Raw genomic sequence first — 26,597 nt, 5'->3', positions numbered from 1 at the left:
CGCCCCTACACCACCCTGGCCAGCCTCCACGGCGTCTCGGGCTCACCCGTCAGGGCGAACGTCCAGCGCTGGCGGGCCTCGCGCTCGCCGCTGCGGCTGCCGCCGACGACGTCGGCGGTGTCGCGGTCCTCGACGTAGACGCGGCCGCGCACGTCGACGGACACCGTCATCGTCGGTGGCTGCGCGCGCGGGTCCAGGGCGTCGATGACGACGTGCTGCACGTGGGCGCCGCGCAGGACGACGCGGGTGCGCCGCGTGGCGTCGCCGCCGTAGAGCAGCGCGTCGATGGCGTCGCGGTCGGCCAGCGCCTCCAGCGCGTCGTCGGCGCCGTCGACGGCCTCGACCCAGGCGTCGACCGCGCGCCGCACGGCGACCTCCAGGACGTCGGGGGCGAAGCGCCCGTCGGCGAGCGCGAGGTCCAGGGCCGCGGCGCGGGCGTCGGGGTCCAGCTGCGCCGGGGCGATCTCGGCGACCGCGACGCCGTGGGGCAGCGCGTCGGCGACGGCGGTCTCCACCAGCGCGTCGTCGCCGACCCGCGCGTCGGCCCACGGCGTCGGGACGAGCGGGCCGTCGAGGTGGTGGCGACCCTCGGCGTCCTGCTCGATCGAGAGCAGCCGCCAGCGCTCGCCGGGCGGCTGCAGCGTCCACCACTCCCGCAGCGTCGTCGTCCGGTCGTCCTCGCCGTCCTTGAGCACGATCGTGCCGGTGTCGTCGAGCACGTAGTCGTCCAGGACCGCCGTGACGCGGACGATCACCCGGTCCTCGTCGTCGCCCTCGCGGTTGACCAGGCCCAGGTACTCGATCGTCGGGTCGTCGTGCGGCTCGCACACGTTGCGCCAGCCCTTGCGAGCGAAGTCCTTCAGGCGCCGGCGCCACTCGACCATGAGGTCGGGGCCGACGAGCCGCTCGAGGCCCTCGATGTCGTTGGCCGACCACCGCCGCTGGATCTCGCCGAACAGCAGCGTGGCCTGCTGGCGGACGGTGGCCGGGTCGAAGTCGGCGTCGTCGGTGGCCGCCTCGGCGGCCGCGCGCTCGGTGCGCACGGCCCGCACGCGACGCCGGCGGCGATAGCGCCAGGCCGTCAACGCGCTCGCGCCCAGGACGAGGAGCACCAGGACGATGATGACGAGCAGCCCGAGGACGCCGCCGCCCCCGCCCGAGCCGCCTCCGCTGCCGGAGAACCCGCTGCCGCCGCCTCGTCCTCCGCCGCCGCCACCGAAGCCGCCGCTGCCGCCGCCCGCCGCGGCGAGCAGGAGGGTGCTGATCACGTCGCTCATCCTCGACGCAGGGTACGGGTACACCCCCCGGCGACACCGTCCACCGAGGAGGCCCCATGTTCACCGGGCTCATCATCGTCATCGTCGTCGTGGCGCTCGCCCTGCTCGCCACGATCGCGTTCCTGGTCCCCCGCTCCCGCGCCCTGGAGCGCGAGCGCGCCGTCGCACGCCGCCGCCGCGAGGTCGCCGAGGCCCACCGCGAGGTCGCCGACGACCGCGTCAGGCGCGCCGAGCAGGCCGAGCGCATCGCGCGCTCCGAGCGCGCCGAGGCCGAGCTGCACCGCTCACGTGCCGAGCTGCACGAGGACGGGTTGGCCGACGAGGACCTCGACGTCGAGCACGACCGCCTCGTGCGCGGCGAGGACGCCGGCGCCGACCGGCGCTTCACGCGCGAGGACGAGGCCGTCGCCGCCGAGGAGGCCGAGGCCGGCCGCCGGCGCGACCCCGGCGTCTAGCGCGGGGCCGCTCAGGCGGTGCGCGAGCGCAGGTAGGCCAGCGCGTGGCGCTGGCGCGCGAAGATGAACTTCACGATGCGCTCGCGCTCGGCGTCGCTGAGGCCCTCGAGGCGCAGGCCGCGCAGGCCCCAGTCGTCGTCGGCGCGGACGACGCGGGCCAGCACGTCGAGGAGGTCGTCCTCGGACTCCAGCTCGAAGCGCAGCCGCAGGCGGTCGCCCTCCTCCAGCGCGTCGGCGCCTGCCACGAGCACGCCGCCCGCGCTCACGTTGCGGACGAAGCCGTCGAGCCAGCCGACCCGGAAGCCGTCGGGCACCATCGCGACGGGGCGCACGAGATCGATGCGCGCATGGTCGCGGCGCTGGGCGCCGCGGCGGGGCGCCAGCGGCACGACGGCGCGCAGGAAGTGCAGGAGGTCGTCGCGCACGCGACCGTCGGGTCCCGGGACCGCCAGCAGCATTCCGTCCACCCGGTCGTCGCCCGACAGCGGGACGATCGTCGCCTGGCGGCGGTGCAGGAACCGCAGGGGGACCGAGGGCGTGCCCGCGGGGGTCAGCTCGGCCGCCCCGCTCACCACGCGCGTGACCACGGCCTCGATCGTCGCGACCCGTGGGACGAGCACGCGCACGCGCTCGTGGTGGCCCCTGCGCAGCACACTCATCACCCCGGATCGTTCGGCCGGGAGCCCCCGATCTTGAGCCGCGGCGCACGCCCCCGACCACCTGCGATAGCACGCACTTCGGCGGGGTATCCTCTCTGTATGGCGAAGACCCAGCGAGAGCGAGATCAGGCGGCGCGCGAGGCGAAGCTCGAGCGTATCCAGGACCAGGTGACGTCCGGGGACCTGACCATCCGCAAGATGACCGACGCGGAGCGCGCCAAGTGGGCGAAGCATCGCGAGGAGACCGAGGTCTCGGCCAGCCCGGCCGATCGCCGTCGTGCCGCAGCGGCCCAGCGCCGCCGCCAGCGCCGCGCCGCCCGCACCACCCCGTAGCGGCGCGGATGGACTAGGGTCGCGGGCCCATGAGGCTCGCAACGTTCCTGGTCCCCGGCTCCGACGCCCCGCAGGCCGGTGAGGTCCGCGGCGACGCCGTCGTCGCCTTCGCCGACGCCGGCACCGTCCTGGACCGGCTCGCCTCCGGCGACCGCGCCCCGGCCGGCGGCGAGGAGTACGCGCTCTCCGCCGTCACGCTGCTCGCGCCCGTCCCCCGCCCGCGGGCCATCTTCTGCGTCGGGCTCAACTACGCCGCCCACGCCGCGGAGACCGGCAGCGAGCCGCCGCCGGCCCCGATCATCTTCATGAAGCTGCCGTCCAGCGCGACGGCGCCCGGCGGCGAGGTCGTCGTGCCCGTGGCCGCACAACGGCGCCTGGACTACGAGGGCGAGCTCGTGGCAGTCATCGGCGCCGACGGCGCCGTGGCCGGCTACGCGGTCGCCGACGACCTCAGCGCCCGCGACCTCCAGGGCCGCGAGCCGCAGTGGACGCGGGCCAAGGGGTTCGACAACTCCTGCCCCTACGGCCCGTGGATCACGACCGCCGACGAGGTGCCCGACCCGCACTCCCTGACGCTGCGCACCTGGGTCAACGGCGACCTGCGCCAGGACTCCTCGACGTCGGACCTGATCTTCGACGTGCCGCACATCGTCGAGTTCCTCTCGCAGACCTGCACCCTGGAGCCCGGCGACCTCATCCTGACCGGTACGCCCGCCGGCGTCGGGATGGGCCGCAAGCCGCCGAGCTACCTGCAGCCCGGCGACGTCGTGCGCATCGAGATCGAGCCGCTCGGCGCGATCGAACACCGGATCGCCTGAGTCCCGCGCGCCGGGCCACGCGCTGGCAGAATGCCGCGCGTGCCCCGGGTCCTCGGTCTGCTCGTCGCCGTCGCCGTGCTCGCGCTGCCCGCGGGTGCGCAGGCGGCCTCCAACCGCTGGCTCGTCCCGCAGCCGCTGGACATCGCCCACCAGGGCGGCGAGGACGAGTTCCCGTCGAACACGATGTACGCCTTCAAGCGCTCGCTGAAGGCGGCCGCCGACATGCTCGAGCTCGACGTCGGTGTCACGTCCGACGACCAGGTCGTGGTCATGCACGACACGACGCTGGACCGCACGACGAACGGGACCGGGACGATCGCCTCGCACACGCTGGCGCAGATCCGGCGCCTGGACGGGGCCTACTGGTTCTCGCCGAGCACCGCGAACGCCTACCGCCATGACCGCCGCGCCGCCGCCTACCGCTGGCGCGGGGTGGCCACGGGCAAGCGGCGCCCGCCCAAGGGCTACAACGCCTCCGACTTCCGCGTCCCGACGCTGCGCGAGGTGCTGCGGGCGTTCCCACGCACGCCGATCAACATCGAGATCAAGGGCCGCACGAAGGACGAGGCGCTCGCCGAGTACCTCCAGAACGCCGGTGTGCTCGGGCGCCTGCTGAAGGGCAATCCGCGCAAGGACCTCATCGTCGTGTCGTTCAAGCAGGAGGCGGTGGACCGCTTCCACGAGATCGCCCCGCAGATCCCGCTGGCGCCGGGCATCGGCGGGACCGCCGACTGGCTGCTGGGCGGCCAGTCCCCCGGCCCCGGGGTCGTCGCCTTCCAGCTGCCGATCACCTACCAGTTCGGCGGCCAGCTCCTGGACATCACGACGGCGGCCAACGTCGCCCACGCCCACCGCGACGGCTACGCGTGGCACACCTGGCTCAGCGACGACACCGAGTCGCCGGCGACGTGGACGCAGCTCATCGACTGGTGCGTCGACGGCGTGATGACCGCGCGGCCGGTCGAGTTCCACCGCCTGCTGGCCAAGCACCGGCGACCGGCGGCCTGCGCCACGCCGTAGCGTCCGCAGGCTCGCCCGGGCGGCCCACCCGCGAGCGTCGCCCCTAGTGCGACTCGATGACCTTGTCGATGAGGCCGTACTCGACGGCCTCGTCGGGCTTGAAGAAGCGGTCGCGCTCCATGTCCTCGTGGACGCGCTCCAGCGGCTGGCCCGTGTGCTTGGCGTAGATCTCGTCGATCTTGGCGCGCGTCTTGAGGATCTCGTTCATGTGGATCTCGATGTCCGAGGACTGGCCCTCGAACCCGGCCGACGGCTGGTGGATCAGGATCCGGCTGTTGGGCAGCGAGAAGCGCTTGCCCTTCGCACCGCCCATGAGCAGCAGCGAGCCCATCGACATCGCGATGCCGACGCAGATCGTCGACACGTCGGGCTTGATGAACTGCATCGTGTCGTAGATCGCCAGCCCGGCGTAGATCGATCCGCCCGGCGAGTTGATGTAGATCGAGATGTCCTTGTCGGGATCCGAGGACTCCAGGTGCAGCAGCTGGGCGACGATCAGGTTGGCCACCTGGTCGTCCACGGCCGAGCCGAGGAAGATGATCCGCTCGTTGAGCAGGCGCGAGAAGATGTCGTACTCGCGCTCGCCGCGCGCGGTGCGCTCGATCACCATCGGGACCATGGGCATGACACAGACCCTAGCGGGCCTCGACCCGCAGACGCCCGGGCTGTTCGGTCGCGCTGAACGGCGTACGTCCCGAGATCACGCCCAAGGGGCGTAAGGACGACAGCGCGGCACCGAGAGCGGCGGGGATGACGCTCTCCGGGCAGGTTCACGGAAGGACCATGGGGTGGACGCCTCCTCCGGACATTCCACGCCGCTGCGCCTCCATGCCCCCCGGCTCCGTCATGATGCGGGCCTCGGACGGCCCGCCCACGGAGCCGGGGGCATGGGGGACCCAGACCACGCAGAGCTGCACACGACGGTCGTGCTCGCCGCCGCCCTCGCGGGCGGGGCCGCAGCGCCCTCCGCCGGCCGCCTGGCCGCGGTCGTGCACGCGGCCTCCGGGACCGTCGACGCCGGGCAGGACGGCGACGCGCTGCATGCGGGCTTCGCCGACGCGGCCGCGGCGGCGGCCTGCGCGATCCAGCTGCACCAGCGCATCGAGGCCGAGAACCGCGTCGCGGTCGCGCCGAGCGTGCTGCGGATCGCCATCGCCGGCGACGCGGTCGCCGCCGGCCGGCTCTGCCTGCTGGCCGGCGCCGGCCAGATCCTCGTCGACGTCGGCGTGTGGGAGGGTCTGCGCGGCGCCGGCCTGGACCTCGGCGAGCCGCGGCGCCTGGGTGGCCCCGAGGCGGCCGCGGAGATCCGCTGGGAGCCGCTGCCCGCGCCGGCGATCCCGCTGCCGGCGCGGCTGGAGGTCGCGCGGCCCGACCGCTTCGTCGGGCGCCGCGCCGAGCTCGACCGCCTCGAGCCGCTCATGCTGCGCGCCGCGCACGCCGGCCGCCACGTCGTCCTGCTCGGCGGGGAGCCGGGCATCGGCAAGTCGCGCCTGGCCCGCGAGCTGGCGGTCGCCGCGCACGCCCGCGGCGCGACCGTGCTGCAGGGGCGCTGCGACGAGGACCTGCGCATGCCCTACCAGCCGTTCGTGGAGGCCCTGGCGCACCTGGTCGCCCACGGGACCGACGAGCTGCTGGAGCGCCACGTGCAGGATCACGGCGGCGAGCTGGGCCGCCTGGTCGGCGCCCTGGAGCAGCGGCTGCCCGACGCGCCCGCGCCCCGCAGCGCCGACCGCGACACGGAGCGCTACCTGCTCTTCGGCGCGGTGACCGGCCTGCTGGACGCCGAGCAGGCCCAGCGCCCGGTGCTGCTGCTGCTCGACGACATCCAGTGGGCCGACGTGCCCACGCTGCTGCTCGTGCGCCACCTCGTCACGTCGGACCTGCGCCGGCGCCTGACGATCGTCGGCACGTTCCGCTCGACCGAGCTCGACGACGAGCAGCCGCTGGCCAAGCTCCTGGCCGACCTGCACCGCGAGCCCGACGTCACCCGGCTCGAGCTGGCCGGCCTGGCGGCCGACGAGGTCGCCGAGCTGGCCGGCGCCGCCACCGGCGAGGTCCTGGACCGCGCCGCGCTGGACGCCGTGCAGACGCTGCAGCGGCGCACGTCGGGCAACGCGTTCTTCGTCACCGAGATCCTGCGCCAGCACGAGACCGGGCCCCGGACGAGCACCGCCGACCTGCTGGCCGGCCCGGTCCCCGGCAGCGTCCGCGACGTCCTGGACCGCCGGCTGCAGCGCCTCGGCGACACGGTGCGCGAGCCGCTGGCCGCCGCGGCGGTGATCGGGCAGGAGTTCGACCTGGACCTGGTCACCCGCATGCTGCCCGAGCAGGGCTTCGACGCGGTCGCCGCGGCCGTCGACGCCGCGGGCGACGCGGCGCTCGTCGTGCCCCCGCGCCGACCGGGCGACCGCTACGCCTTCGCCCACGGGCTCATCGTCACCACGCTCTACGAGGGCCTGGGGCCCGCCCGGCGCGCCCACATGCACTGGCGGGCCGCGACCGCGCTGGAGGAGCTGGCCGAGGGCGGCGTTGGCCCGGCGCGCCACGCCGAGCTCGCGCGCCACTGGCTCAACGCCGAGCCCGCCGACCTGCGGCGGGCGCTGCGCTACACGGTGGCGGCCGGGGAGCACGCGGTCCGTCAGCTCGCGCCGGACGACGGCGTGCGCTGGTACCGCCAGGGCCTGGAGCTGCACGGCCAGCTCGACGGCGGCGACGACGCCACGCGCTGCGAGCTGCTGGTCGGCCTGGGCGACGCCGAGCGCCAGTCGGGCGACCCGAGCTTCCGCACCACGCTGCTGGAGGCCGCCGCGCTGGCCCGGCGCCTCGGCGACGGCCCGCGCCTGGTCGCCGCCGTGCTGGCCAACAGCCGCGGCTTCGTCAGCGCCTCGGGCGTGGTCGACGACGAGCGCCTCGACGCGCTGGAGGACGCGCTCGTGGCCGTCGGGCCCGACGACGGCGCCGAGCGGGCGGTGCTCCTGGCGACGCTGGCGGCCGAGCTGGCCTTCTCGCCCGCCGACCGCGACCGGCGGATCACGCTCAGCGACGAGGCGCTGGCCCTGGCGCGCCGGCTCGACGACCCGGCGGCGCTGAGCCGCGTGCTCAGCCTGCGGTTCGTGACGCTGTGGATGCCCGAGACCCTGGGCGAGCGCCTGGCCAACAACGACGAGAACGTCGGCGCGGCACGGCGCACGGGCGATCCCGTCACCGAGTTCCACGCCGTGCACTGGCGCGCCGCCGCGTTCGTCGAGGCCGCCCGCCTCAACGACGCCTGGCGCGACGTCGAGCACGAGGCCGAGCTGGCCGAGCGCCTCGGCCAGCCGACGATGCGCTGGCTGGCGACCTACGACCGCGGCAACCTGGAGATCATCGCGGGGCGCCTGGCCGAGGCCGAGCAGCACGCGCACGAGGCGCTGCAGATCGCCACGATGAGCGCCCAGCCCGACGCGCTGTCGTTCTTCACGAGCCAGCTCACGAACATCCGCTACGAGCAGGGCCGGCTGGCCGAGCTGCAGCCGCTCATCGCCCAGGTCGTATCCGACAACCCGGGGATCCCGGCGTTCCGGGCGGTGCTCGCGCTGGCCTGCTGTGAGGGCGATCTCGACGACGAGGCGCGGCGGCTGCTCAGCCACGAGACGGGCAGCGGCTTCGCCGAGCTGCCGCCCGACGTGACGTGGCTGCCGGGGCTGGCCATCTACGCCGAGGTCGCGGCCCACCTGCAGCACCGCGCCGCCGCCGAGGTCCTGTACGGGCTGCTCGAGCCCTGGGCCGGGCAGGTCGTCTACAGCGGGATCAGCGCCTGGGGCTGCGTCGACCATCACCTCGGCGCGGTCGCGGCCGTGCTCGGCCGGCTCACCGAGGCCGAGGCCCACCTGCGCGCGGCGGCCGAGCTGAACCTGGCGCTGCGGGCGCCGATCTGGACCGCGCGGACCGAGCTGGCCACCGCCCGCCTGCTGCTGCAGCGCGACGGCGCCGGGGACCGCGAGCGCGGCCGAGCGCTGCTCGAGCGCGCCGCGGCCGCGGCGCAGCGCCTGGGCTCGGCCACGCTGGCGCGGCGCGCGGCCGGCCTGCTCGGCTACGAGAAGGCCCTGGGTGCCCTGCCGATCCCGGTCCTGTCGGATCCCGGGCCGGCCCCGGGGGCCGCCGCGCCGGGGGCCGCGACGCCCGCGGCGGGGGCCGCCGCGGCCTCGGCGGTCGCCGGCGCGCGTGAGGCGACGCTGCGCCTGGAGGGCGAGATCTGGACGGTGACGGGCGTCGACACGCTCGTGCGGCTCAAGGACCGCAAGGGCCTGCAGTACCTCGCCACGCTGCTCGAACGCCCCGACGTGGAGGTCCACGCCATCGATCTGGTCAGCGGGCCGGTCCACGCCGCCGGGCGCGGGGCCGACGCCGGGACCGCGGGCGGGGAGCTGTCGGTCGGCGACGGCGGCGACGCCGGGGAGCTGTTGGACTCCGAGGCCAAGAGCGCCTACCGCCGCCGCATCTCCGAGGCCCGCGAGGAGCTCGAGGAGGCCGAGCGCTTCCACGACGTCGAGCGCGCCGCACGCGTCCGCGAGGAGCTGGAGTTCATCGCGGCGGAGCTGGCCCGGGCCGTCGGGCTGGGCGGCCGCGACCGCCGCGCGAGCAACGCCGCCGAGCGGGCGCGCGTCAACGTGACCCGCGCGATCCGCGGGGCGGTCAAGGCCATCGCCGAGCACGACGCCCGGCTCGGCCACCACCTGGAGCGCTCGGTGCGCACCGGCGTGTTCTGCGCCTACCAGCCCGGGCCGCCCGGCCCGGACGCGTGGCGCATCAGCGTCCGGCGCTGAGCGACCCCGGCCGGCCCACGCCGATCGTCGCCGACCTGCTCCGGGTCGCGGAGGCAGAGCACGAGCAGGTTGTCCTCGATGGGAGCCGGGCACGGGCTGCCGTCGACGTGCTCGGTGAACTCGAGGTGGTGCTCGGCGCCGGGCAGGTCGAGGAACGAGCCGGGCGTCCGCCGGTGGACGTGTGCCCGGCGCGGGGCGCGTGTGGCCGCCGGCCCGGCCCACCGGTGCGTGCCCTACCCTCCCCGCCCGTGACCGCCGCCGTCGGCCTCGGGCTGCTCCTCGCGCTGTGCTGCGCCGTGATCGCGCTGCTGGGGTTCTTCTTCAAGCTGCGCGGCGCGGCCGAGGCGCCCGCGATCGAGTGGCGCCATCCCGTCCGCTCGACGCGCGAGCTGTTCCGCCACCGCTGGTGGACGCTCGGCGTGGTGGTGGCCATGGGCGCCTGGGTGTTCCACGTCGGAGCGCTGGCGCTCGCGCCGATCAGCATCGTGCAGTCGGTCATCGCGGGCGGCCTGGTGCTCCTCACCCCGATGGCCGACCGCGTCTTCGGGCTGCACGTCCGCCGCCGCGACTGGATCGGCGTCGCGGTCGCGGCGCTGGGCCTGGCGCTGCTGGCCGCGACGATCGGCGACGGCGCCAAGAGCAGCCACGGCGACTACCACACGGGGACGCTCGCGCTTTACGTGGCCGGGCTCACGGTCGCGGCGCTGCTGTGCTGCCTGGTCGTGACCGGCGACCGCGGCCCGCGGCCCGGCCCGGTCCTCGCGCTGGCCGCCGGTCTGCTGTGGGGCGCCAGCGACGTGGTCATCAAGGCCAAGTCCGGAGAGCTGGGCCACGAGGGCCCGCTCGTGGTCATCAGCCCGGAGGCCGCCGCGATCTTCGTGCTGTCGGTCGTCGGGCTGGTGGTCAGCGCGCGCTCGCTGCAGATCGGCCCGCCGGTCTCGGTCATCGCGCTCACGACGCTGGCGGCCAACGTGGTGACGATCGCCGCGGGGTCGGCGGTCTTCGGCGAGCCGCTGCCCGACGGCACGGCGGCGCTGGTCCTGCGCCTCGTCGCGTTCGCCGCGGTGCTCACCGGCGCCGCGCTGACGCCCGGTCCCGCGCCGCCCGAGGTGCTCGAGCCGCCGCCCGCGGCCGCCGTGGCGCCCGCGCGCGCCTGAGCGGGCGGTAGCGGTCAGGCCGCGACGCCGACGGGCTCGTCGGCGGCCTCGGCGACGCCCAGGCCGCCGCGCGCGTGCACGCGCTCCAGCGCGGCGACCGCGGCGGGATGGAACTGGCGGGCGTCGCCGCGGCGCACCTCCTCCATGGCCTCGGGCACGGGCATCGGCGCGCTGTAGATGCGTGCGCCGGTCATCGCGTCCCACGCGTCGGCGAGCGCCAGCAGCCGGGCGCCCTCCGTGATGTCCTCGCCCGCGAGGCCGTCGGGGTAGCCCCCGCCGTCGTGGCGCTCGTGGTGGCCCCGCACCCACGCGACCTGGTCGGGGTCCAGGACGCCCGCGACGATGCGTGCGCCCAGGTCGGCGTGGCGCTTGATGACGTCGTACTCGCCGTCGGTCAGGCGCCCCTGCTTGCTGAGGACCGCGTCGGGCACGCCGATCTTGCCGACGTCGTGCACGAGCGCGGCGTCGTAGAGGCGGCGCACCGCGGCGGGGGCCCATCCCGACTCCGCCGCCAGCTCGGCGGCGAGCGCGGCGACGCGCTCGGAGTGGCGGATCGTCGCCGGGTCCTTGGCGTCGATGGCCTTGGCCAGCGCGCCGAGGGCGGCGAGGGCCCGGGCGTGCTCGAGGCGCTCGGCGCGCTCGGTGGCCGAGAGCTCCTCCACGACCTCGGGCGAGTAGCGGATGCACGCGTCGCGGCCGTGGGCCTTGGCCCAGTACAGGGCGCCGTCGGCCAGCCGCAGCAGCTCGTCGGCGTCGGCGGCCTCCTCGAGGTCGCACACGCCGGCCGAGACCGTCAGCGTGCCGGCGCCCTCGAACGCCTCGGCGCCGATCGCCCGGCGCACGCGCTCGCCCGCGGCGTGCGCCTCGCGGCTGGCCGTGTCGGGCATGAGCAGCGCCAGCTCGTCGCCGCCGATGCGCGCGACGATCTCGCCGTCGCGCGTCGCGTCGGCCATCCGCCGCGCGGCCTCGGCCAGCACGGCGTCGCCCGCGAGGTGGCCGAGGGTGTCGTTGACCTGCTTGAAGCGGTCGAGGTCGAAGATCGCCAGCGACAGCGGCCGGCCGGCCCGCCGCGCCCGCGCGCACTCCTGGACGAGGCGCTCGTGGAAGGCGCGGTGGTTGAGCAGGCCCGTCAGCGGGTCGCTGCTGGCCTGCTCGACGAGGCGGTCGCGCTCGGCGGCCAGCTGCACGGCCAGTCCGGCCAGCTCGGCGAAGCGGGCCAGCCGCTGGCCGATCTCGGCGGGCAGGTCGGTGGAGTCCACCGAGCAGGCGATGAGCGCGCCCCAGGGGCGGCCGTCGGCGAGGATCGGCGCGGCGATGCGCAGGCGGAAGGGCGGGAGCGTGAGGGTCTCGGCGTCGCGCTCGTCGAAGCGGCCGATCTCGCCGAGGCGGGCGCGGTCGACCGCGCTGTCGGGGACGATGGTGACGAGCTCGCCCACGCCGGGCTGCGGGGCCTCCGTCTGCGACCACAGCGCGAGCACGCGCGCGTCGCGGCCGCCCTCGAAGCGCACGACGACGCCCGTGTGGACGTCGAGCAGCCGCGCCATCTCGCAGGCTACGGCCTCGAGCGCCTCACCCGGCGCGACGCCCGCCGCGACGGTCGTCGCCACGCGGCGCAGCGCGCCGTCCTCGGCGGCGATCGCGGTCAGGTCGGCGGCGATCGCCAGGCGCTCGGCGGTCGCGGCGGCCACCATGGCCATGAGCACGGCGATCATGCCGATGACGAGCTGGGCGTGTGCGACGTCCTGCACGCTGCCGTCGTAGCGGCCGATGCCGTGGGCGGCCGCCCAGCAGACGGCCAGGGCGCTGCCCAGCCCGGCGAGCCCCGCGCCGGTGATGCCCTGGCGCAGGGCGATCCACATCATCACGGGCACGGGCACCCACAGCGAGGGCCCGGCGTCGGTGGCCGCGTAGGCCAGGAGGGCGGCGAGCGCGAGGGCCGCGACGGTGCGCTCGGCCGCAGCGGCCTGGGCGCGCGGGCCGCGGCCCGGACGGACCAGGCCCAGCAGCGCGGGGGTCAGCAGGACCACGCCGAGCACGTCGCCCAGCCCCCAGACGACCGCCGAGCGTGGCCAGCCGGCGGCGCCGTGGCCGGTGGCGGCGAGGATCCCGGAGCCCAGCGGGGCGGTCACGGTCGCCGCGGCGGCGGTGCAGACGAGCAGCAGGACGGCGTCGCGCTGGCGCGGGCAGCGCGCGTCGGCGCCCAGCCGGCCCAGCAGCGTGACGGTCAGCACGGCCTGCGCGGTGTCGGCCAGGCCCCAGCCCAGGCCCGCGAGCACGCCGGCGCCCGCGAGCAGCTCGGCGGCCACCACGCCGGCCAGGACCGCGGGCCACAGCCGGAGCCCGCGCCACAGCAGCGCCGTCAGCGCGATGGCGGCCGGCGGCCAGACGGGGGCGAGCCCGTCGACGCCGGCGATCGCCAACGTCGCCCGCCCGGCGAGGGCGTCGGCGACCGCCACCGCGAGGGCGACGGCGAGGCAGGAGCGGGTGATGGAGGGAAGGCCGCGCGACAGGCGCACGCTCGTGTGCATCGGGCGCGCCGGATGGGTCTTGAGGGGTCAGGTCCGCGCAGCCCAGGCCACGGTGCCGGCCTCGATGAGGAAGTCGAAGTCCAGGCGCGCGGCCAGCGTCACGCGCTGGTCGGTGAGCCCGAGCTCGTCGCCCAGCGGGTGGCTGTCGAGGTGGTGCAGCGTCAGGTCGTAGTCCCGGCGCAGCTGGGTCGCGCGGACGTTGCGGGTGACGGCCGGGGCGACGACGACCTGCTGCAGGTCGGCGCGCCGGCCGTCCTCGGTCGCGCGCACCTGCTTGAGGAAGACCTGGTCGACGCGGTGGGCGCGCAGGTCCTGCGCGAAGTCCATCGCGAAGCGCAGCCCGAGCGCGACGCGGTCCGGGCCCGCGAACAGCACGTCGCGGATCCACTGCCCGACCTCGAGCATGTCGCCCAGGGCCAGGTCGGCCTCGCCGAGCTCGTCGCCGGCCGGGCGAAGCTCCATGAGCGGCCGGCGCGCGGGCGCCTGGCCGCCGCCGAAGTCCATGCCGAAGACCTCCAGGGTGAACGGGTCGGCGAGATCGCCGTCGGGCATCGTCGACCACCCCATGGTCTTGGGGTAGCCGTAGTCCTCGCGGCCCGACAGCAGCGAGATGGGGTTGTCGAGCATCATCGCGGCGCAGAACATCCCGAACCGCTCGCCCACGAGGTCGCCGTCGTCGTCGGCGCGCACGCGCGCGACGGGGATCCAGAAGCCCACCTGGGGCTCGCGCACGGCGCCCATCGAGTGCCACGGCTCGAGCACGGGGCGGATCGCGCCGACGACGCCGAAGGTCAGGAGGACGTGGTCGCCGAGCGGGCGGTAGTCGACCGCCCCGCCGGTCGGGCCGGCGAACACCCGGCGGCAGAGCGTGTCGAGGCGGGCGGCGTCGGCCTGCAGCGCGAAGACGTACAGGGTCGTGTCGTCGCACTGCAGCGGTCCGGGTGCGGAGGCCAGGCCCCCGAACTCGACGTAGGGCGGCGTCGGGGCCATCTCAGTCGGCCTCCAGCCAGCCTTCGGTCCCCGGCACGAAGGCCGGGCTGCCGCACAGCGCGCGGGCGGCCAGGCGCCCCGAGGTCACGGCGGCCTCGACGCTGCCGCCGCAGATGCCGTTGCGCGTCCAGTCGCCGGCGAGGACCAGGTTGGCCACGCCGGACTCGTCGGGGCGCAGGCGATGGCGGATCGACCCCGGCGGCGTGAGCACGTAGCGCTCGCTGCCGAAGATGTTGGCCCGCCAGTACTGGGCGGCGATGCGTGCCTCGCCGTCGCGGTCCTCGGGGTCGGCCAGCACCGAGAAGTCGAAGCCGCCGGGACCGGCCGCCCCGGGCCAGTGCACGGCCGCGCGGGCGCGCAGGTGCTCGAGGCCGTCGGCCAGCGCACGGGCGTCGGCCTGGGCCTGCGTCTCGCCCGCCACCTCGCGCATCGTGCCGCAGAGGTAGGCCAGCGAGCGGACGCCGTCGCCGGGCGCCCAGCCCTCGCGCTCGAGCAGGTGCGTCATGTCGCACAGCGTGTCCAGCGGCTCGGCGTAGGCACCGGCGACCATGCCCGCGGGGGCGAAGCGCAGCTCCTCGCGGTCGCGGGTCATCCACACCTGCAGGGCCTGGGTCGCGACCGTGCGCGCGTGCTCGAGCATGCGGGCGAAGCGCCCGTGGCGGGCGGCCAGCTCGGTGCAGATCGGCGGCAGCGACGCCACGGAGATCGCCAGGACGACGTCGTCGAAGTCCTCGCCGCGGCGCAGCGTCCGCACCGCCGCGTGGCGCGCCGCCTCCGTGGCCTCGAAGCGCACCCCCGCGGCGCGGAGGTCCTCGCCGTCGCGCAGCTGGTCCCACAGGGGCTCGGCCGGCCAGCTCGGCAGGCCGCCCGGGTCACGGACCAGCGGGTCGTAGCCGCCGTCGTGGCGCAGCTGGACCTGTCGGCGGATCTCCAGGCGCTCGACGAGGTCGCCGTCGTCGGAGAGCCGCAGGCCCGTGACCTCGTCGAAGAACTCGAAGCGCACGCCGCGGGCCCGCAGCACCTCGTACAGCGGGGCGAAGATGGCGTCGCCCATCCCCGCCTGCATCTTCTACATGATCGAGCCGCGGTAGCCCAGCGTCATGCGCAGCATGGCCTGCAGCGCCTTGCCCGCGGCCAGCGACGGGCGGTCGCGGTCGCCGTCCTCGTAGGCGAAGCACAGCTGGTAGAAGCCGCGCAGCAGGGGCGAGCCGTCCAGCGTCGCGCGCTTGGCGCCGTGGCGGGCCAGCCAGGCGCGCAGCTCCTCGTCGTTGACCGTGCCGAAGCCGTCGTCGTCCAGGCCGTCGGACAGGATCCCGCGGAACACGGTCGAGACGAGGTCGAACGTCATGGCGTAGCGGTCGCCGCCCGTCACGCGCCACAGCGCGTCGCGCAGCGCGCGCAGCAGCCGGCAGACCACGGGCTCGTCGTCCTGGTCGCCGCCGAGGTGCAGGAGCGGGTCGCTGATGGCCAGCAGGCCCTCCACGACGTCGCCGAGGTCGAGGTGGTCGTCGTCGCCGCCCAGGAAGCGCTCGAGCGCGAGCAGGAAGCGGTCGACGACCGCGTCGAGCAGCTTGAGCGGGCGCGACGCGTTCTCGGGCGGCTCGACGAGGCGCAGCGTGTGGATCGCGTCGCGCAGGAGGCCGTGCAGCGACGGCGCGGGCACCGGGATGCCCGGCTGCCCGTCGTTGCGCGGGAAGCGGAAGCGCCGCGGCCGCCAGCCGTCGTCGCCCGTGTCGTCGAACAGCACGACCTCGTCGACGGGGTGGAAGGCGTCGCGCCAGGTCGCCAGCGGCATGCCCACGGGCCGGTCGAGCTCGGCGTAGACGCGCTGCATGACGTCGAAGGCGTTCTCGTAGAAGCCGAACCAGACATGGAGCCCGTGCTCATGGATCGGGCGGGCGGCGCCGACCTCCCGGCGCCCGCTGGCGCCCTTGCCGCCCAGGCGCCAGCCGAGCTGGTGGACGGTGACCTCGTAGCGCTCGCGCAGCTCGGGCGTGGCGGTCAGCTCGAAGGCCGCCGTCAGGCCGCCTGCGCCCCCACCCAGAATCGCCACCCGCCGTCGCCCCATGTCCGAAGGGCGACCGTAGTGGGCGAACGTCGTTCCGTCCAGACGAACGCCCTCGTCGTGAAAGGACTCCTGCGCCATGCTCGAGACGCTCGCCTCCACCACCAACATCGTCGTCCCCGCGGACGGCTCGCCCGCCGCGGAAGCGGCGGCATGGTACGCCGGTGCGGTGGCCGAGGCGCGTCGCGGCACGGTGCACGTGGTGGCGGCATGGGAGCCGCCGGGCGCCCGCGCACAGGAGCTGGCACGGACGCTGGGACGCCGGGCCGAGGTCGACGCCGTGCTCGCGGACGTCGAGGGCGCCCTGGGCGCTGCCGGCCTGACCGTCAACGGGCATGTACGCCGTTGTGGCCTCGTGGCCGCCCTGTGCGCGGTCGCCAGCGAGCACGACGCCGAGCTCATCGTCGTGCCGGCGGGCTGGGTGTCGCTGGCGCGGGAGCTGCGGTGGCGGGCCGAGTGCCGGGTCGACATGCTCGTGGTCGACTCCGGCCGCCATCCGGGGTTCCGCCCGTTCCCCGTCGCGTCGAGCCGTCTCTAGGCGAACGCCGGCCCAGGGGGCCGGGTCGTCGCGGATCGGGCCCAGGGGGCCGAGCCCGTCAGGCGAGGGGGATCGTCGCCACGAACGTCTGCGCCTCGTCGGGGTGCAGGCCGCCGTGGTGGCCGAGGAAGCGGCGCTCGATCCCTTCGTGGGCGCGTGTCCAGGCCATGCGCCCCGGGCCCGGCAGCACGCACACCGGGGCCACGCGCTCCAGCAGGCGCGGACCGGCCGCGCCGAAGCGCCCCGCGGCGACGAGGTCGGCGGTGCGGTGCACCGTGCCGCGGTCGCCCAGCGCGGCGGCCAGCGCCGCGACCGCCTCGTCGACGCGCTCCGGCGCCACGTGCAGGAACACGTCGCGCGCCGAGCCGGCCGGCGGCGTCGGCGCACCGGTCGCGTCGGGCGCCAGCGCGCCGGGCAGGCCGGGCCACAGCTCGTCGAGGACGTCGACGCGCTCGGGGGAGACGTCGACCTGGCCGTGGTCGGCGGTCAGCACGAGCAGGGCGTCGTCCAGGCGCGGGGCGCGCGGCCCGAAGAACGCGGCATGCACGGCGTTCAGGGTGGCGGTCACGACGTCGTCGAACGCGCGGCTGCTCGGGCCGTGCAGGTGGCCCGTCGTGTCGATGGCGTCCGTGTAGAGGTAGGCGTAGCAGTGCTCGTGCGCCGCCGCGCGGCGCAGGAGGTCCTCGAGCCCGGCCGCCAGGTCGGGCCACGGGGCCAGCAGCGCGCCGCGGGTGGCGGCGCGGTCGTAGGTCGAGGGGCTGAACGCCGCGGGCTGCGCGACGATCGACGCCACGCCCTCCTGCGCGAGGCGCTCGTAGCGCGTGTGCACCGGCAGGACGTCGCCCATCGCCAGGCCGGTCGGCGCCAGCGTGTCGCGCTCGCGGTCGCCGGCGTAGGAGTACAGCAGCGGCGAGATCACGCGGCCCAGCGCCGGCTCCCAGATCCGCCATTCGTAGATGCCGTGCTCACCCACGCCCAGGTCGCTGTGCATCGTCGTGACGTGCGCGGCGGTCGTCGACGGGAACTGTGAGGGCAACGCCCGCACCGTCCCGTCGCGCGCGAGCCGGCGCAGCAGCGGGTGCTCGGCGTGGCGCTGCAGGAAGCGCCAGCCGAACGCGTCGAGCAGCACGACGACGACGTGCCGGTACCGGCCCAGCGCGGCGTCGGCGGTGCGCAGGACCGCGGTGAAGTCCTCCCCGGGCGGGCTCACCGGTCCAGGAGCCGCATCATCTCCTCGTTGTAGCGCGGCCCCGACACCGCGGGCAGCGCCTCGGCGATGGCGGCGAGCGCCTCCGGCGTGAGGACGACGTCCAGTGCCCCGGCGTTCTCCTCCAGGCGCGCGATGTGCTTCGTGCCCGGGATCGGCACGATGCCTCCCACTGGGCCAGCACCCAGGCCAGCGCGAGCTGGGCCGGCGTGACGCCCTGCTCGTCGGCCAGCCGCCGCACGACGGCCACGAGGTCGAGGTTCTTCTGGAAGTTCTCGCCGACGAACCGCGGCGAGACGCGCCGGTAGTCGTCGGTGGCGAGGTCGTCGACCGACGTGATCGCGCCCGTGAGGAACCCGCGGCCCAGCGGCGAGTAGGCCACGAGGCCGATGCCCAGCTCCTTGAGCACCGGCAGCACGGCGTCCTCGAGATCGCGTGACCACAGCGAGTACTCGCTCTGCACCGCGGCGATCGGGTGCACGGCGTGGGCGCGGCGGATCGTGTCGGGCCCGGCCTCCGACAGGCCCAGCGCGCCGACCTTGCCCTCGGCGACGAGCTCCGCCATCGCGCCGACGGTCTCCTCGATGGGCGTGTCGGGGTCGACGCGGTGCTGGTAGTAGAGGTCGATGTGGTCGACCCCGAGCCGGCGCAGCGAGGCCTCGGCACACGCGCGCACGTACTCGGGCCGGCCGTCGACGCCGCGGCGCGACGGGTCGCCGGGGTCGCGGACGATCCCGAACTTCGTGGCCAGCACGACCCGGTCGCGTCGATCGGCGATCGCACGGCCGACGAGCTCCTCGTTGATGAACGGCCCGTAGATGTCGGCGGTGTCCAGGAACGTGATGCCGAGCTCGATGGCGCGGTGGATCGTCGCGATGGACTCGTCGTCGTCGCGCGGGCCGTAGAACTCCGACATCCCCATGCACCCCAGGCCGAGGGCCGGGACGGTCAGGGAGCCGAGCGTGCGGGTCTGCATGGGGAGGTCCTCCGAGGTCGTGGCGGTCCGCGCACCGTAGCTGCCGGCGGTACCGTGGCCGCGTGTCCACGGCCACGGCGCAGGGGCTCCCGGGACTGGACCGGGTGCCGCCGATGGCGCTCGTCCTCTCCGGCGTGACCTCCATCCAGTTCGGGGCGGCGCTCGCCGCCACGCTGTTCGACGAGCTCGGGCCCGGGGGCACGTCGCTGCTGCGCCTGGCCTTCGCGGCGGTGATCCTGGTCGCGGTCGTGCGCCCGCGGCTGCGCGGGCGCAGCGCCCACGCGCTGTGGATGGCCGCCGCGTTCGGCCTCGCGCTCGGCGCGATGAACGTGTTCTTCTACGAGGGCCTGGACCGGGTCCCGCTCGGCATCGCGGTGACGATCGAGTTCGCCGGCCCGCTCGGCGTCGCGGTGGTGATGTCGCGCCGGCGCCTGGACCTGGTCTGGGCGGCGATGGCCGCGGTGGGCATCGTGCTGCTGGCCGCCGGCGGGTCGGGCGAGGGGCCGGGCGGCCTGGACCCGCTGGGCCTGGCCTTCTGCCTGGCCGCGGCGGCGTGCTGGGCGCTCTACATCCTCGTCGCCCAGCGCGCCGGGCGCCTGTTCGACGGCACCGACGGCGTGGCGCTGGCGATGGTCGTCGCGGCGCTGGTGCCCGTCGTGCCCGGCGTCCTGCAGGGCGGCACGCACCTCCTGCACCCGGGGCTGCTGGCGCTGGGCGCCGCCGTCGCGCTGCTGTCCAGCGTCATCCCCTACACGCTGGAGACCGAGGCGCTGCGCCGGCTGCCCGCCCACGTCTTCGGCGTGCTCATGAGCCTGGAGCCGGCGGTCGCCGCGCTGGCCGGGCTGGTCATCCTCGGCCAGGCGCTCGGCGCCCGCGACCTCGTCGCGATGGCGCTCGTCGTGGCGGCCAGCATCGGGGTCTCTCGCACCGCCGCGGCGGCCCCGGAGGCCTGAGCGCACGCCGACCGGGGATACTTGCGCCCCGCGTGCTGCCGCTGAACCTCCCCAACGTCCTCACCGTCGTGCGGATCCTGCTCGTGCCGGTGCTCGTGGTCGCGCTGCTGGGGGAGACCAAGGACGGCGACCTGCTGGCGGCGATCGTGTTCGCCGCGGCCTCGGCCACCGACGCGATCGACGGCTACATCGCGCGGGCGCGCAACTCGATCACGACGTTCGGCAAGCTCATGGACCCGATCGCCGACAAGCTGCTCGTGGTCGCCGCGCTCTTCGCGCTCGTGTCGCTGCACCGCCTCGAGGCGTGGATCGCGATGGTCATCGTCACGCGCGAGCTGGCGGTGACGGCCACGCGGATGGCCGCCACGGCGCAGGGCGTCGTCGTCCCCGCCGCCGGGTGGGGCAAGGTCAAGACCATGGTGCAGGTGGCGGCGATCTTCTTCCTCATCGCCTACGACCCGACACCCCTCTGGGTCGACCTGCTGACCTACGTCGCCGTCGCGGTGACCGTCATCTCCGGCGTGGACTACTTCTTCGGCCTGCGGCGGATGCTGCGCGAGGCCGAGGAGCGCCGCCGCCACGGGTCGGCGGCGGGCCGCACCCCGCCGGGCGCCAGTGGCGACCACGCTGCCTGAGCGCGTGCGAGCGCGCCCTGGGCGAGCTCGCGCGGCTGAACGAGCCGGGCGAGTTCAGCCCGCCAGCCAATCCTGCATCGACGTGTGGTGCTCGGCGTGCGCGCCGCTGGCGATCTCGCGGCGCAGCTCGGACACCAGGCCGAAGCGCTCGGCGACGACGTTGTGCTGGTGGATCGTCTCCAGGTTCTCCTGGCGGGCCGAGACGAACGCCGAGGGGTCCAGGTCGGGCAGCCGCTGGGCCACGCCGCTGATCATCTCGCGCACGCAGTCCTCGACGAACCGCGGGCGGCGGTGGGCCTTCTCGACCACCGCGGCCTCGTCGGAGCGCTTCATGAGCTCGTAGATCTCCGAGGACATGGAGTCCTCGACGATGGACAGCAGCGTCGCGGCGTCGACGTCTACGTCGCAGTCCTCCGGGCAGCCGACATGCAGCGTGCCCAGGCCGCGCTGGTTGTGCGTGGCCACGGGGACGTGCTCGAGGATGCGCTCGATCTGGTCGTCGTCGAAGCCGTCGTCGCCCAGGCGCGCGCGGGCGGCGCCGGCGACGAGCTCCTGGGCGCACGGGCAGGCCGTCATGCCCTGCGCGGCGACGCCGATGAGGCGCCGCGTCCCGGCGGTGGTGGCCACCGCGGTGCCGAACAGCGTGTAGAGCTCCTGGGTCTGGATGCCGCTGACCGGGGCCGGCTTGTGCTCGGGGTAGCGCGCGGCGATCGTGACCTCGGCGCGGCGGGCGTCCTGGCGGTCGCGGACCTGCTCGGCGATGCGCTGGGCCAGCTCCTCGGCCCGGAACGCCGACGTCCCCAGGATGACCTCGCTGATCGCGTCGTTGACGGTCTCCTCGAAGCGCGACATGTGGGCGCCCTTCTGGCTCGGCCCGAGGTCGACGAAGCACTCCAGCCGGGCCCAGTAGAGCTCTTCGTGCCCGTCGCGGGAGATGCGGATCACCTTCTCGACGCCGGTGACCCCGACGCGGGACAGGGAGAGGTGCACGGTCGGACGCTGGGCCTGGACGTCCGGGGAGGTGACGAGGCTCGAAGGCGGCTGCATGACGCCCCTGAGGCTACCGACCCCAGTTCTTGGGATTTTCAGGGCACCTGAACCTGTGCTAAACATCCGCGGGTCGGCACGGGCCCCTCCGTCAGAGCACGAGAGGACCAGGCTCAAGCCACCTGCGGCGGTCCGTCGCATTGCACCGTCGGTGCGTTCCAACATGAAGCACAAGGGTAGAGAGGGGCAGGCGCGGAGGCGCCCGCCCGGGAACGACGTCCACAAGGATCGGGTTGAGCACCAAGACCGACGTATTGCTCGCGGATGAGGCCCCCATCACTGAGCTCGAAGAGCTCCGGGCGCTGATCCAGGACGGCCAGGAGCGAGGGTTCCTGACCATCGAGCAGATCACGACCACGCTGGAAGAGGTCGAGGTCACCAAGGAGCAGATCACCGAGCTGCACCTCCACCTCGACGAGCAGGGCATCGCCATCGTCTCCGCCGACGGACGTCCCGTCACGTCGGACAGCGGACGCGCGGAGGCCGCGGCGGAGGAGCGCCAGTCGCCCACGCCCGCCGAGACGCGCAAGAAGCCCGAGATCGACCTCACCGTCGAGCCGAGCCTCGACTCGCTGCGGCTGTACCTGCGCTCCATCGGGCGCGTGGCGCTGCTGACGGCTGAGCAGGAGGTCTCGCTGGCCAAGCGCATCGAGCGCGGCGACATGCTGGCCAAGCAGCAGATGGTCGAGGCCAACCTGCGCCTCGTCGTCTCGATCGCCAAGGGCTACCTCGGCCGCGGCCTGACGTTCCTGGATCTCATCCAGGAGGGCTCGCTGGGCCTCATCCGCGCCGTCGAGAAGTTCGACTACCGCCGGGGCTACAAGTTCTCCACCTACGCGACCTGGTGGATCCGCCAGGCCGTGACCCGCGCGATCGCCGACAAGGGCCGGACGATCCGCATCCCGGTCCACATGGTCGAGAAGCTGAACAAGGTCGTGCACGTCGAGCGCCAGCTCGTGCAGTCCCTCGGCCGCGAGCCGTCCCCCGAGGAGATCGCCTCCGAGCTGGACTGCACGCCGCGCGAGGTGCGCGACATCCTGCGGATGAGCCAGCAGCCGATCTCGCTCGAGAAGCCGATCGGCGACGAGGAGGAGTCCGAGCTCGGCGACTTCGTCGAGGACCAGACGGCGGAGTCCCCGTTCGAGCTCGCCGCGGAGAACCTCCGCAAGGAGAACGTCCATCGTGCGCTGGCGGCGCTGCCGCAGCGCGAGCGTGAAGTGATCGAGATGCGCTTCGGCCTCACGGGCGGCCGACCGCGTACCCTTGAGGAGGTCGGCCGGGCGTTCAACGTCACGCGTGAGCGCATCCGGCAGATCGAGAATCACACGCTCAAGAAGCTCGAGTCGCTCCCCGAGGCCCAGCGCCTCAGGGACGCCTCGTAGTCCGGGGTTTCGTTCCCGGAGGAGGAGAGGGGTCAGAGGGGCGCGCTGGGGAGCGCGCCCCTCATTTTTCCCCCGCACCTCGGGGCCCGAGCGTCTACAGCAGCGCCTGGCGGATCGCGCGGCTGCAGTCGCCGTACTCGCCGGCGCTCTGGTCCAGGTGGCGCAGGCCGCGCAGCAGGGCGGCGTGGGAGAACGTGCTGTCGATCGTGCCGTCGGCGCAGTCGGCGTGCAGGGCGGCCGCGCTGTCGGGGCCGTTCGCCGGGGCCGGCGTGCCGCCGGTCGGCGCGGTGGCGGTGGTGGCCGGTGCGGTGGTGACCGCCGCGGGCCGGGCCTGGGCCGGCGCCGGCGCGACGTGGTGGCGGGGCTTGGGCATCGGCACGGGCGAGGGCAGCGAGGGCGCCAGCGCGGGGATGGAGCCCGCCATGACGGCCGCGACCGTCGCCACCTTCGGCGTGGCCGCGCCCGAGACGGGCTCCCAGAGCGAGCCGAGGCGCTCGGCCAGGCGCGTCAGCAGCGACACCGGGACCAGCGCGGCGGCGCGGCCCTCGGCGTGCGCGCGCCGCAGGCCCTGGCGGGCGCGGACGAGCAGCGACTTGACCGCGGGCACCGTGACGTCGAGCTCGTCGGCGATGTCGGCGTAGCTGCGGCCCTCGAGCTCGCGCAGCACGAGCGCGGAGCGCTGGGAGGCGGGCAGGCGGCCGACGTCGGACACCAGGCCGCGCATGCCCATCCGCCGCTCGGCCGTGGCGGCGGCGTCCTCGGCGGCCGGATGGGCGTGGTCGGCCAGCTCGACGACCGGGTGGCGGCGGCGCGACGCGGTGAGGTCCAGCGCGCAGTTGCGCGCGATGCGGTGCAGCCAGGGGCCGACCGCCTCGGGCCGGGAGCCGCCCCGCAGCGCGCGGACGGCACGGACCATGGCCTCCTGGACGGCGTCCTCGGCGTCGGCGGTCCCGCCGGGGACGAAGCCCCGGGTGAAGCGCACCAGGCGGCGGCGGTAGCGCTCGTCCAGGGCGGCGAACGCGTCGTCGCTGCCGGCCGCGATCAGCCCGACCAGCGTGTCGTCGCCCATCGCGGCGAGCATCGTCGGCGGCAGGGCAGGCGGGGGTGCGTCGATGGCGGCCATCACTCCCAAGACCGTAGGACGACGCCGAAGGTTGCGCTGCAGCCCTGTAAACTTCACGGCCGTCCGGCGGGATACCCGAGCGGTCAAAGGGGCCTGACTGTAAATCAGGTGGCTACGCCTTCGAAGGTTCGAATCCTTCTCCCGCCACTATTGGTCCGTGAGCCCCGGCCTGCGCCGGGGCTCACGCCGTTGCCGGACCCGTCTGCGCACGGACGGGCCGGGCACCGCATCCGTCGTAGGGTCGCCGGGTTGGGGCACGGAGAAGTCCGACAGGTCCAGACAGGTCCATCAGGGAGGATCAGCAACCCATGCTCAGAGTGCGACTCCGCGGCACGGCCATCGCCGCGGCCGCCGTGTTCATCGTCGCGGCCGGCGCGTCGGCGGCGCAGGCCGCGACCGTCACCGTGACCGGCGACGACGGCAACCCCGTCGGCATCGCCCAGGGCACCCCGACGGCCATCCGCAACATGTCGCCGGTCGTCGGCCTGGCCTTCCCGGCCACGCCTGCGCGGTTCAGCGCCACGGTGACCGGCCCCGACGGGGCCGCGGTGGCCACGTCGCTGAGCTGCTTCACGACGTCGTCGTTCACCCGCTACATCGACTACCGCGGCAACGGCAACTACACGGTGACCGTCACGAACTACGCCAACGCCGACACGAGCTGCCGCACCCCGACCTCGACGGAGACCTACGTCTTCACGATCGGCGCGGGCGTGGGCCTGGCGGCGCCCCCCGGCCCGTTCCTGATCCGCAACCCCAACAGCTTCGCCACGAACACGCTGAACCTCCCCGTCGGCCTGAACCCCGGGACGACGAGCTACGAGGTCCGCTACGCGGCCGGTGGCGTCGTCGGCCCCGACGGCGCGATCTCGGGACCGTCGGACCAGGCGTTCGTCAGCACCACGACGGGCACCGCCGGGCTGTCGTTCAGGACCCCCGGCAGCTACACGGTCGTCGCGCGAGCGTCCGTCGGCCAGTACAGCACGCCCTGGAGCGCACCGATCATCGTCCGGGCCATCGCGCCGTTCGACCTGGACACCCTGCGCTTCCCCGACGCCCGGGGCCCGAGCTACCAGGTGCGCGGCGCGCTGCGCGAGACGTCGATCCGCGGCCGGGTGAGCCTGGCCATCGCCCGGGGCAAGAAGGGCGGCAAGTACCGCTCGCTGGGCAGCGTGAAGATCTCGTCCAAGGGCACGTTCACCAAGCGCTTCCGCGAGACGCGCGCGGGCACCTACCGCATCCGGGTCCGCTACAAGGGCTCCTCGACGGTGGCGAGCGGCACGATCGTCGCCCAGGTGCGCATCACCCGCCGGGTCTTCTTCGGCTAGGTGGGGCAGACCCGGCCGGCGCATGCCGGCCGGCCGGGCCACTGCACCGGCCTGCGGGGCGGAGGGGCTAGCATGCGCGGCTGCTCATGAGACGAACCCGCCCCCTCGCCCTCTCCCTCAGCCTCCTGTCCCTGACCGCCGGCCTCGCCGCCGGCTGTGGCAGCAGCGACAGCGGGGGCTTCCGCAGCGCCGGGTCCAAGATCGACGGCGACCCGTCGACGACCCTGCCCGCCGACCTGGCCTCGACGGCCTCGACGGTCAAGCAGCGCAAGCCGGGCGAGCCGCTCCCCGTCCAGAAGAACATCAGCGGGATCAGCACCGATCTCAGCACGAAGCCCAAGGTGCCCAAGGCGACGGGGACCGCGCCGACCGTGCTCCAGGGCTCCGACGTCGTGACGGGCACCGGCGCCGCGGCCAAGGACGGCGACAAGGTCACCGTCCAGTACGTGGGGACGCTGTTCAACGGCACGGAGTTCGACACGAGCTGGAAGAAGGGCCGCACGCCGTTCCAGTTCACGATCGGCCAGGGCCAGGTCATCCAGGGCTGGGACCAGGGCATCCCGGGCATGAAGGTCGGCGGGCGGCGCGTGCTCGTCATCCCGGCCGACCTCGCCTACGGCGCCACGGGCCAGCCGCCGACCATCCCGGCCAACGCGCCGCTGGTCTTCGTCGTCGACCTCAAGAAGATCGGCTGACGCACCGCACCACGCCCGCAGGGGTTGGAGGTGGCGCGTCGCCGGTCGCGGTGGGACAATGGCCGTCCGGTTTCGCGACGAAAGGAGTTCCTGGTCATGGAGTCCTCCACCCCTTCGCGCGTCCTGGTGGTCGCCCACCGCACGGCGGCCACCCCGGCGCTCCTGGAGGCGGTGCGCGATCGTGCGGCGAGGGGGCCGTGCACGTTCACCCTGCTCGTCCCCGACAGCGCCCACGGCCTGCACCGGATCACGGACCCGGAGGATCACCATGACGGGGAGGCGGCGGCGGTGCTCGCGCGCGCCCTTCCGCTGCTGCAGGAGGTGGTCGGAGCACCGGTCGAGGGCATGATCGGGCACGCCGAGCCGCTCGACGCGGTGCAGGACGCGGTCAACCTGCACGGCTTCGACGAGATCATCATCTCGACGCTGCCGGCCCGCCTCTCGCGCTGGCTCAAGCTCGACCTCCCGCACAAGCTGGAGGGCCTGCGACTGCCGGTGACGACCGTGACGGCGAAGGACGAGGCCGCTGTCACTGCCTGACCGCCGGACCGGCTCCTCGCGGGTCGGCGTCTACGTGGCCGACGACCATCCCGTCTTCCGCGACGG

23 protein-coding genes, 1 tRNA gene and 2 pseudogenes are annotated in these 26,597 nt (G+C 74.8%); 14 read left to right on the top strand and 12 right to left on the bottom strand.

All coding sequences use genetic code 11. From position 1 onward, the window contains the following. Positions 1 to 5: 5 nt before the first annotated feature. On the bottom strand, positions 6 to 1,277 hold the full coding sequence (locus FSW04_RS24775; RefSeq protein WP_146923141.1) for a TIM44-like domain-containing protein: 1,272 nt from the start codon (positions 1,275 to 1,277) through the stop codon (positions 6 to 8). 56 nt (positions 1,278 to 1,333) lie between these two features. Here FSW04_RS24775 and FSW04_RS24770 point away from each other — a divergent pair, with 56 nt between their 5' ends. Beyond that, the gene (locus FSW04_RS24770) at positions 1,334 to 1,732 is read left to right on the top strand and encodes a hypothetical protein (protein ID WP_146923139.1); all 399 of its coding nucleotides are present in this window, start codon (positions 1,334 to 1,336) and stop codon (positions 1,730 to 1,732) included. A gap of 11 nt (positions 1,733 to 1,743) precedes the next feature. Here FSW04_RS24770 and FSW04_RS24765 read toward each other — a convergent pair whose 3' ends face one another. Next, positions 1,744 to 2,391 carry a PilZ domain-containing protein gene (locus FSW04_RS24765; protein ID WP_187369081.1) on the bottom strand — a complete coding sequence of 216 codons (648 nt, stop codon included), beginning with the start codon at positions 2,389 to 2,391 and terminating at the stop codon, positions 1,744 to 1,746. A gap of 99 nt (positions 2,392 to 2,490) precedes the next feature. Here FSW04_RS24765 and FSW04_RS26615 point away from each other — a divergent pair, with 99 nt between their 5' ends. The 3 genes from FSW04_RS26615 to FSW04_RS24755 are packed head-to-tail and all read left to right on the top strand — an operon-like array spanning position 2,491 to position 4,562. Continuing rightward, positions 2,491 to 2,724 carry a hypothetical protein gene (locus FSW04_RS26615; RefSeq protein ID WP_187369080.1) on the top strand — a complete coding sequence of 78 codons (234 nt, stop codon included), beginning with the start codon at positions 2,491 to 2,493 and terminating at the stop codon, positions 2,722 to 2,724. 29 nt (positions 2,725 to 2,753) lie between these two features. Beyond that, positions 2,754 to 3,542: a fumarylacetoacetate hydrolase family protein gene (locus tag FSW04_RS24760; RefSeq protein ID WP_146923134.1), complete on the top strand. Its 789-nt coding sequence runs from the start codon at positions 2,754 to 2,756 to the stop codon at positions 3,540 to 3,542. A 39-nt stretch (positions 3,543 to 3,581) separates the two neighbouring features. After that, the gene (locus tag FSW04_RS24755) at positions 3,582 to 4,562 is read left to right on the top strand and encodes a glycerophosphodiester phosphodiesterase family protein (RefSeq protein WP_187369079.1); all 981 of its coding nucleotides are present in this window, start codon (positions 3,582 to 3,584) and stop codon (positions 4,560 to 4,562) included. Between the two features lie 43 nt (positions 4,563 to 4,605). On the opposite strand, the gene clpP is transcribed toward FSW04_RS24755, so the two are convergent. Beyond that, positions 4,606 to 5,187, bottom strand: a complete 582-nt coding sequence (gene clpP, locus FSW04_RS24750) for an ATP-dependent Clp endopeptidase proteolytic subunit ClpP (RefSeq protein ID WP_146923130.1) — start codon at positions 5,185 to 5,187, stop codon at positions 4,606 to 4,608. A 262-nt stretch (positions 5,188 to 5,449) separates the two neighbouring features. Here clpP and FSW04_RS26610 point away from each other — a divergent pair, with 262 nt between their 5' ends. After that, positions 5,450 to 9,367 (top strand): ATP-binding protein, encoded by a 3,918-nt coding sequence (locus FSW04_RS26610; RefSeq protein ID WP_187369078.1) that lies wholly within the window; start codon positions 5,450 to 5,452, stop codon positions 9,365 to 9,367. Between the two features lie 52 nt (positions 9,368 to 9,419). On the opposite strand, the pseudogene FSW04_RS28820 reads toward FSW04_RS26610, so the two are convergent. Next, a pseudogene (locus FSW04_RS28820) lies at positions 9,420 to 9,513 on the bottom strand (VOC family protein); the annotation flags it as partial. A 102-nt stretch (positions 9,514 to 9,615) separates the two neighbouring features. Here FSW04_RS28820 and FSW04_RS24730 point away from each other — a divergent pair. Then, complete coding sequence (locus FSW04_RS24730; RefSeq protein ID WP_146923127.1) at positions 9,616 to 10,524, top strand: DMT family protein; 909 nt, start codon at positions 9,616 to 9,618, stop codon at positions 10,522 to 10,524. Between the two features lie 14 nt (positions 10,525 to 10,538). Here the strand turns inward: FSW04_RS24730 and FSW04_RS24725 are convergent, their stop codons facing one another. Genes FSW04_RS24725 through FSW04_RS24710 form a run of 4 tightly spaced genes read right to left on the bottom strand, consistent with a single transcriptional unit; the run spans position 10,539 to position 16,188 of the window. Next, entirely contained in the window at positions 10,539 to 13,052 is a 2,514-nt protein-coding gene (locus FSW04_RS24725; RefSeq protein ID WP_146923125.1) for a diguanylate cyclase, read from the bottom strand. Positions 13,053 to 13,079: 27 nt separating this feature from the next. Beyond that, entirely contained in the window at positions 13,080 to 14,042 is a 963-nt protein-coding gene (locus FSW04_RS24720; protein ID WP_146923122.1) for a hypothetical protein, read from the bottom strand. Position 14,043: 1 nt separating this feature from the next. Next, entirely contained in the window at positions 14,044 to 15,096 is a 1,053-nt protein-coding gene (locus tag FSW04_RS24715; protein ID WP_146923120.1) for an FAD-dependent oxidoreductase, read from the bottom strand. Positions 15,097 to 15,111: 15 nt separating this feature from the next. Beyond that, on the bottom strand, positions 15,112 to 16,188 hold the full coding sequence (locus tag FSW04_RS24710; RefSeq protein ID WP_228430742.1) for an NAD(P)-binding protein: 1,077 nt from the start codon (positions 16,186 to 16,188) through the stop codon (positions 15,112 to 15,114). Here FSW04_RS24710 and FSW04_RS24705 point away from each other — a divergent pair. Further along, a complete protein-coding gene (locus tag FSW04_RS24705) occupies positions 16,187 to 16,645 on the top strand; it encodes a universal stress protein (RefSeq protein ID WP_146923118.1) in 459 nt (152 codons plus the stop codon). The two genes, FSW04_RS24710 and FSW04_RS24705, sit on opposite strands and share 2 nt — an antisense overlap. Positions 16,646 to 16,703: 58 nt before the next feature. On the opposite strand, the gene FSW04_RS24700 is transcribed toward FSW04_RS24705, so the two are convergent. Continuing rightward, on the bottom strand, positions 16,704 to 17,855 hold the full coding sequence (locus FSW04_RS24700) for an alkaline phosphatase family protein (RefSeq protein WP_146923116.1): 1,152 nt from the start codon (positions 17,853 to 17,855) through the stop codon (positions 16,704 to 16,706). Continuing rightward, positions 17,852 to 18,828 (bottom strand): annotated as a pseudogene (locus tag FSW04_RS24695) (aldo/keto reductase). The gene FSW04_RS24700 and the pseudogene FSW04_RS24695 overlap by 4 nt, the downstream one beginning before the upstream one ends. 62 nt (positions 18,829 to 18,890) lie before the next feature. Here FSW04_RS24695 and FSW04_RS24690 point away from each other — a divergent pair. Together FSW04_RS24690 and pgsA are read left to right on the top strand one after the other, a co-directional pair. Beyond that, complete coding sequence (locus FSW04_RS24690; RefSeq protein WP_228430738.1) at positions 18,891 to 19,781, top strand: EamA family transporter; 891 nt, start codon at positions 18,891 to 18,893, stop codon at positions 19,779 to 19,781. Positions 19,782 to 19,813: 32 nt separating this feature from the next. Continuing rightward, positions 19,814 to 20,416, top strand: a complete 603-nt coding sequence (gene pgsA / locus FSW04_RS24685; protein WP_146923114.1) for a CDP-diacylglycerol--glycerol-3-phosphate 3-phosphatidyltransferase — start codon at positions 19,814 to 19,816, stop codon at positions 20,414 to 20,416. Between the two features lie 54 nt (positions 20,417 to 20,470). Here pgsA and mptA read toward each other — a convergent pair whose 3' ends face one another. Then, complete coding sequence (mptA, locus tag FSW04_RS24680; RefSeq protein ID WP_146923112.1) at positions 20,471 to 21,463, bottom strand: GTP cyclohydrolase MptA; 993 nt, start codon at positions 21,461 to 21,463, stop codon at positions 20,471 to 20,473. Between the two features lie 233 nt (positions 21,464 to 21,696). Between mptA and rpoD the strand changes: the two genes are divergently transcribed. Further along, the gene (gene rpoD / locus FSW04_RS24675) at positions 21,697 to 22,845 is read left to right on the top strand and encodes an RNA polymerase sigma factor RpoD (protein ID WP_187369077.1); all 1,149 of its coding nucleotides are present in this window, start codon (positions 21,697 to 21,699) and stop codon (positions 22,843 to 22,845) included. Positions 22,846 to 22,939: 94 nt separating this feature from the next. On the opposite strand, the gene FSW04_RS24670 is transcribed toward rpoD, so the two are convergent. Then, positions 22,940 to 23,968, bottom strand: a complete 1,029-nt coding sequence (locus tag FSW04_RS24670; RefSeq protein WP_146923110.1) for an RNA polymerase sigma factor — start codon at positions 23,966 to 23,968, stop codon at positions 22,940 to 22,942. A gap of 65 nt (positions 23,969 to 24,033) precedes the next feature. Between FSW04_RS24670 and FSW04_RS24665 the strand changes: the two genes are divergently transcribed. The 4 genes from FSW04_RS24665 to FSW04_RS24650 all read left to right on the top strand — a co-directional run bounded on the left by FSW04_RS24665 (position 24,034) and on the right by FSW04_RS24650 (position 26,531). Beyond that, positions 24,034 to 24,115: transfer RNA gene (locus FSW04_RS24665), tRNA-Tyr, on the top strand. A gap of 161 nt (positions 24,116 to 24,276) precedes the next feature. Further along, the gene (locus FSW04_RS24660; protein ID WP_146923108.1) at positions 24,277 to 25,296 is read left to right on the top strand and encodes a hypothetical protein; all 1,020 of its coding nucleotides are present in this window, start codon (positions 24,277 to 24,279) and stop codon (positions 25,294 to 25,296) included. An 86-nt stretch (positions 25,297 to 25,382) separates the two neighbouring features. Continuing rightward, positions 25,383 to 25,991: an FKBP-type peptidyl-prolyl cis-trans isomerase gene (locus FSW04_RS24655; RefSeq protein WP_146923106.1), complete on the top strand. Its 609-nt coding sequence runs from the start codon at positions 25,383 to 25,385 to the stop codon at positions 25,989 to 25,991. Positions 25,992 to 26,087: 96 nt separating this feature from the next. Next, positions 26,088 to 26,531 (top strand): hypothetical protein, encoded by a 444-nt coding sequence (locus FSW04_RS24650; RefSeq protein ID WP_146923104.1) that lies wholly within the window; start codon positions 26,088 to 26,090, stop codon positions 26,529 to 26,531. Positions 26,532 to 26,597: the final 66 nt, after the last annotated feature.

Origin of the sequence: Baekduia soli, assembly GCF_007970665.1 — a bacterium.
GTDB lineage: Bacteria > Actinomycetota > Thermoleophilia > Solirubrobacterales > Solirubrobacteraceae > Baekduia > Baekduia soli.
This window is presented reverse-complemented; position numbering and strand designations above follow the sequence as displayed.

Bases quoted from the DNA above. Each gene is read 5' to 3' on its own strand.
- FSW04_RS24775 (WP_146923141.1), bottom strand. From the start codon at position 1,277: ATGAGCGACGTGATCAGCACCCTCCTGCTCGCCGCGGCGGGCGGCGGC.
- FSW04_RS24770 (WP_146923139.1), top strand. From the start codon at position 1,334: ATGTTCACCGGGCTCATCATCGTCATCGTCGTCGTGGCGCTCGCCCTG.
- FSW04_RS24765 (WP_187369081.1), bottom strand. From the start codon at position 2,391: ATGAGTGTGCTGCGCAGGGGCCACCACGAGCGCGTGCGCGTGCTCGTC.
- FSW04_RS26615 (WP_187369080.1), top strand. From the start codon at position 2,491: ATGGCGAAGACCCAGCGAGAGCGAGATCAGGCGGCGCGCGAGGCGAAG.
- FSW04_RS24760 (WP_146923134.1), top strand. From the start codon at position 2,754: ATGAGGCTCGCAACGTTCCTGGTCCCCGGCTCCGACGCCCCGCAGGCC.
- clpP (WP_146923130.1), bottom strand. From the start codon at position 5,187: ATGCCCATGGTCCCGATGGTGATCGAGCGCACCGCGCGCGGCGAGCGC.
- FSW04_RS26610 (WP_187369078.1), top strand. From the start codon at position 5,450: ATGGGGGACCCAGACCACGCAGAGCTGCACACGACGGTCGTGCTCGCC.
- FSW04_RS24725 (WP_146923125.1), bottom strand. From the start codon at position 13,052: ATGCACACGAGCGTGCGCCTGTCGCGCGGCCTTCCCTCCATCACCCGC.
- FSW04_RS24720 (WP_146923122.1), bottom strand. From the start codon at position 14,042: ATGGCCCCGACGCCGCCCTACGTCGAGTTCGGGGGCCTGGCCTCCGCA.
- FSW04_RS24715 (WP_146923120.1), bottom strand. From the start codon at position 15,096: ATGGGCGACGCCATCTTCGCCCCGCTGTACGAGGTGCTGCGGGCCCGC.
- FSW04_RS24705 (WP_146923118.1), top strand. From the start codon at position 16,187: ATGCTCGAGACGCTCGCCTCCACCACCAACATCGTCGTCCCCGCGGAC.
- FSW04_RS24710 (WP_228430742.1), bottom strand. From the start codon at position 16,188: ATGGCGCAGGAGTCCTTTCACGACGAGGGCGTTCGTCTGGACGGAACG.
- mptA (WP_146923112.1), bottom strand. From the start codon at position 21,463: ATGCAGCCGCCTTCGAGCCTCGTCACCTCCCCGGACGTCCAGGCCCAG.
- FSW04_RS24670 (WP_146923110.1), bottom strand. From the start codon at position 23,968: ATGGCCGCCATCGACGCACCCCCGCCTGCCCTGCCGCCGACGATGCTC.
- FSW04_RS24660 (WP_146923108.1), top strand. From the start codon at position 24,277: ATGCTCAGAGTGCGACTCCGCGGCACGGCCATCGCCGCGGCCGCCGTG.
- FSW04_RS24655 (WP_146923106.1), top strand. From the start codon at position 25,383: ATGAGACGAACCCGCCCCCTCGCCCTCTCCCTCAGCCTCCTGTCCCTG.
- FSW04_RS24650 (WP_146923104.1), top strand. From the start codon at position 26,088: ATGGAGTCCTCCACCCCTTCGCGCGTCCTGGTGGTCGCCCACCGCACG.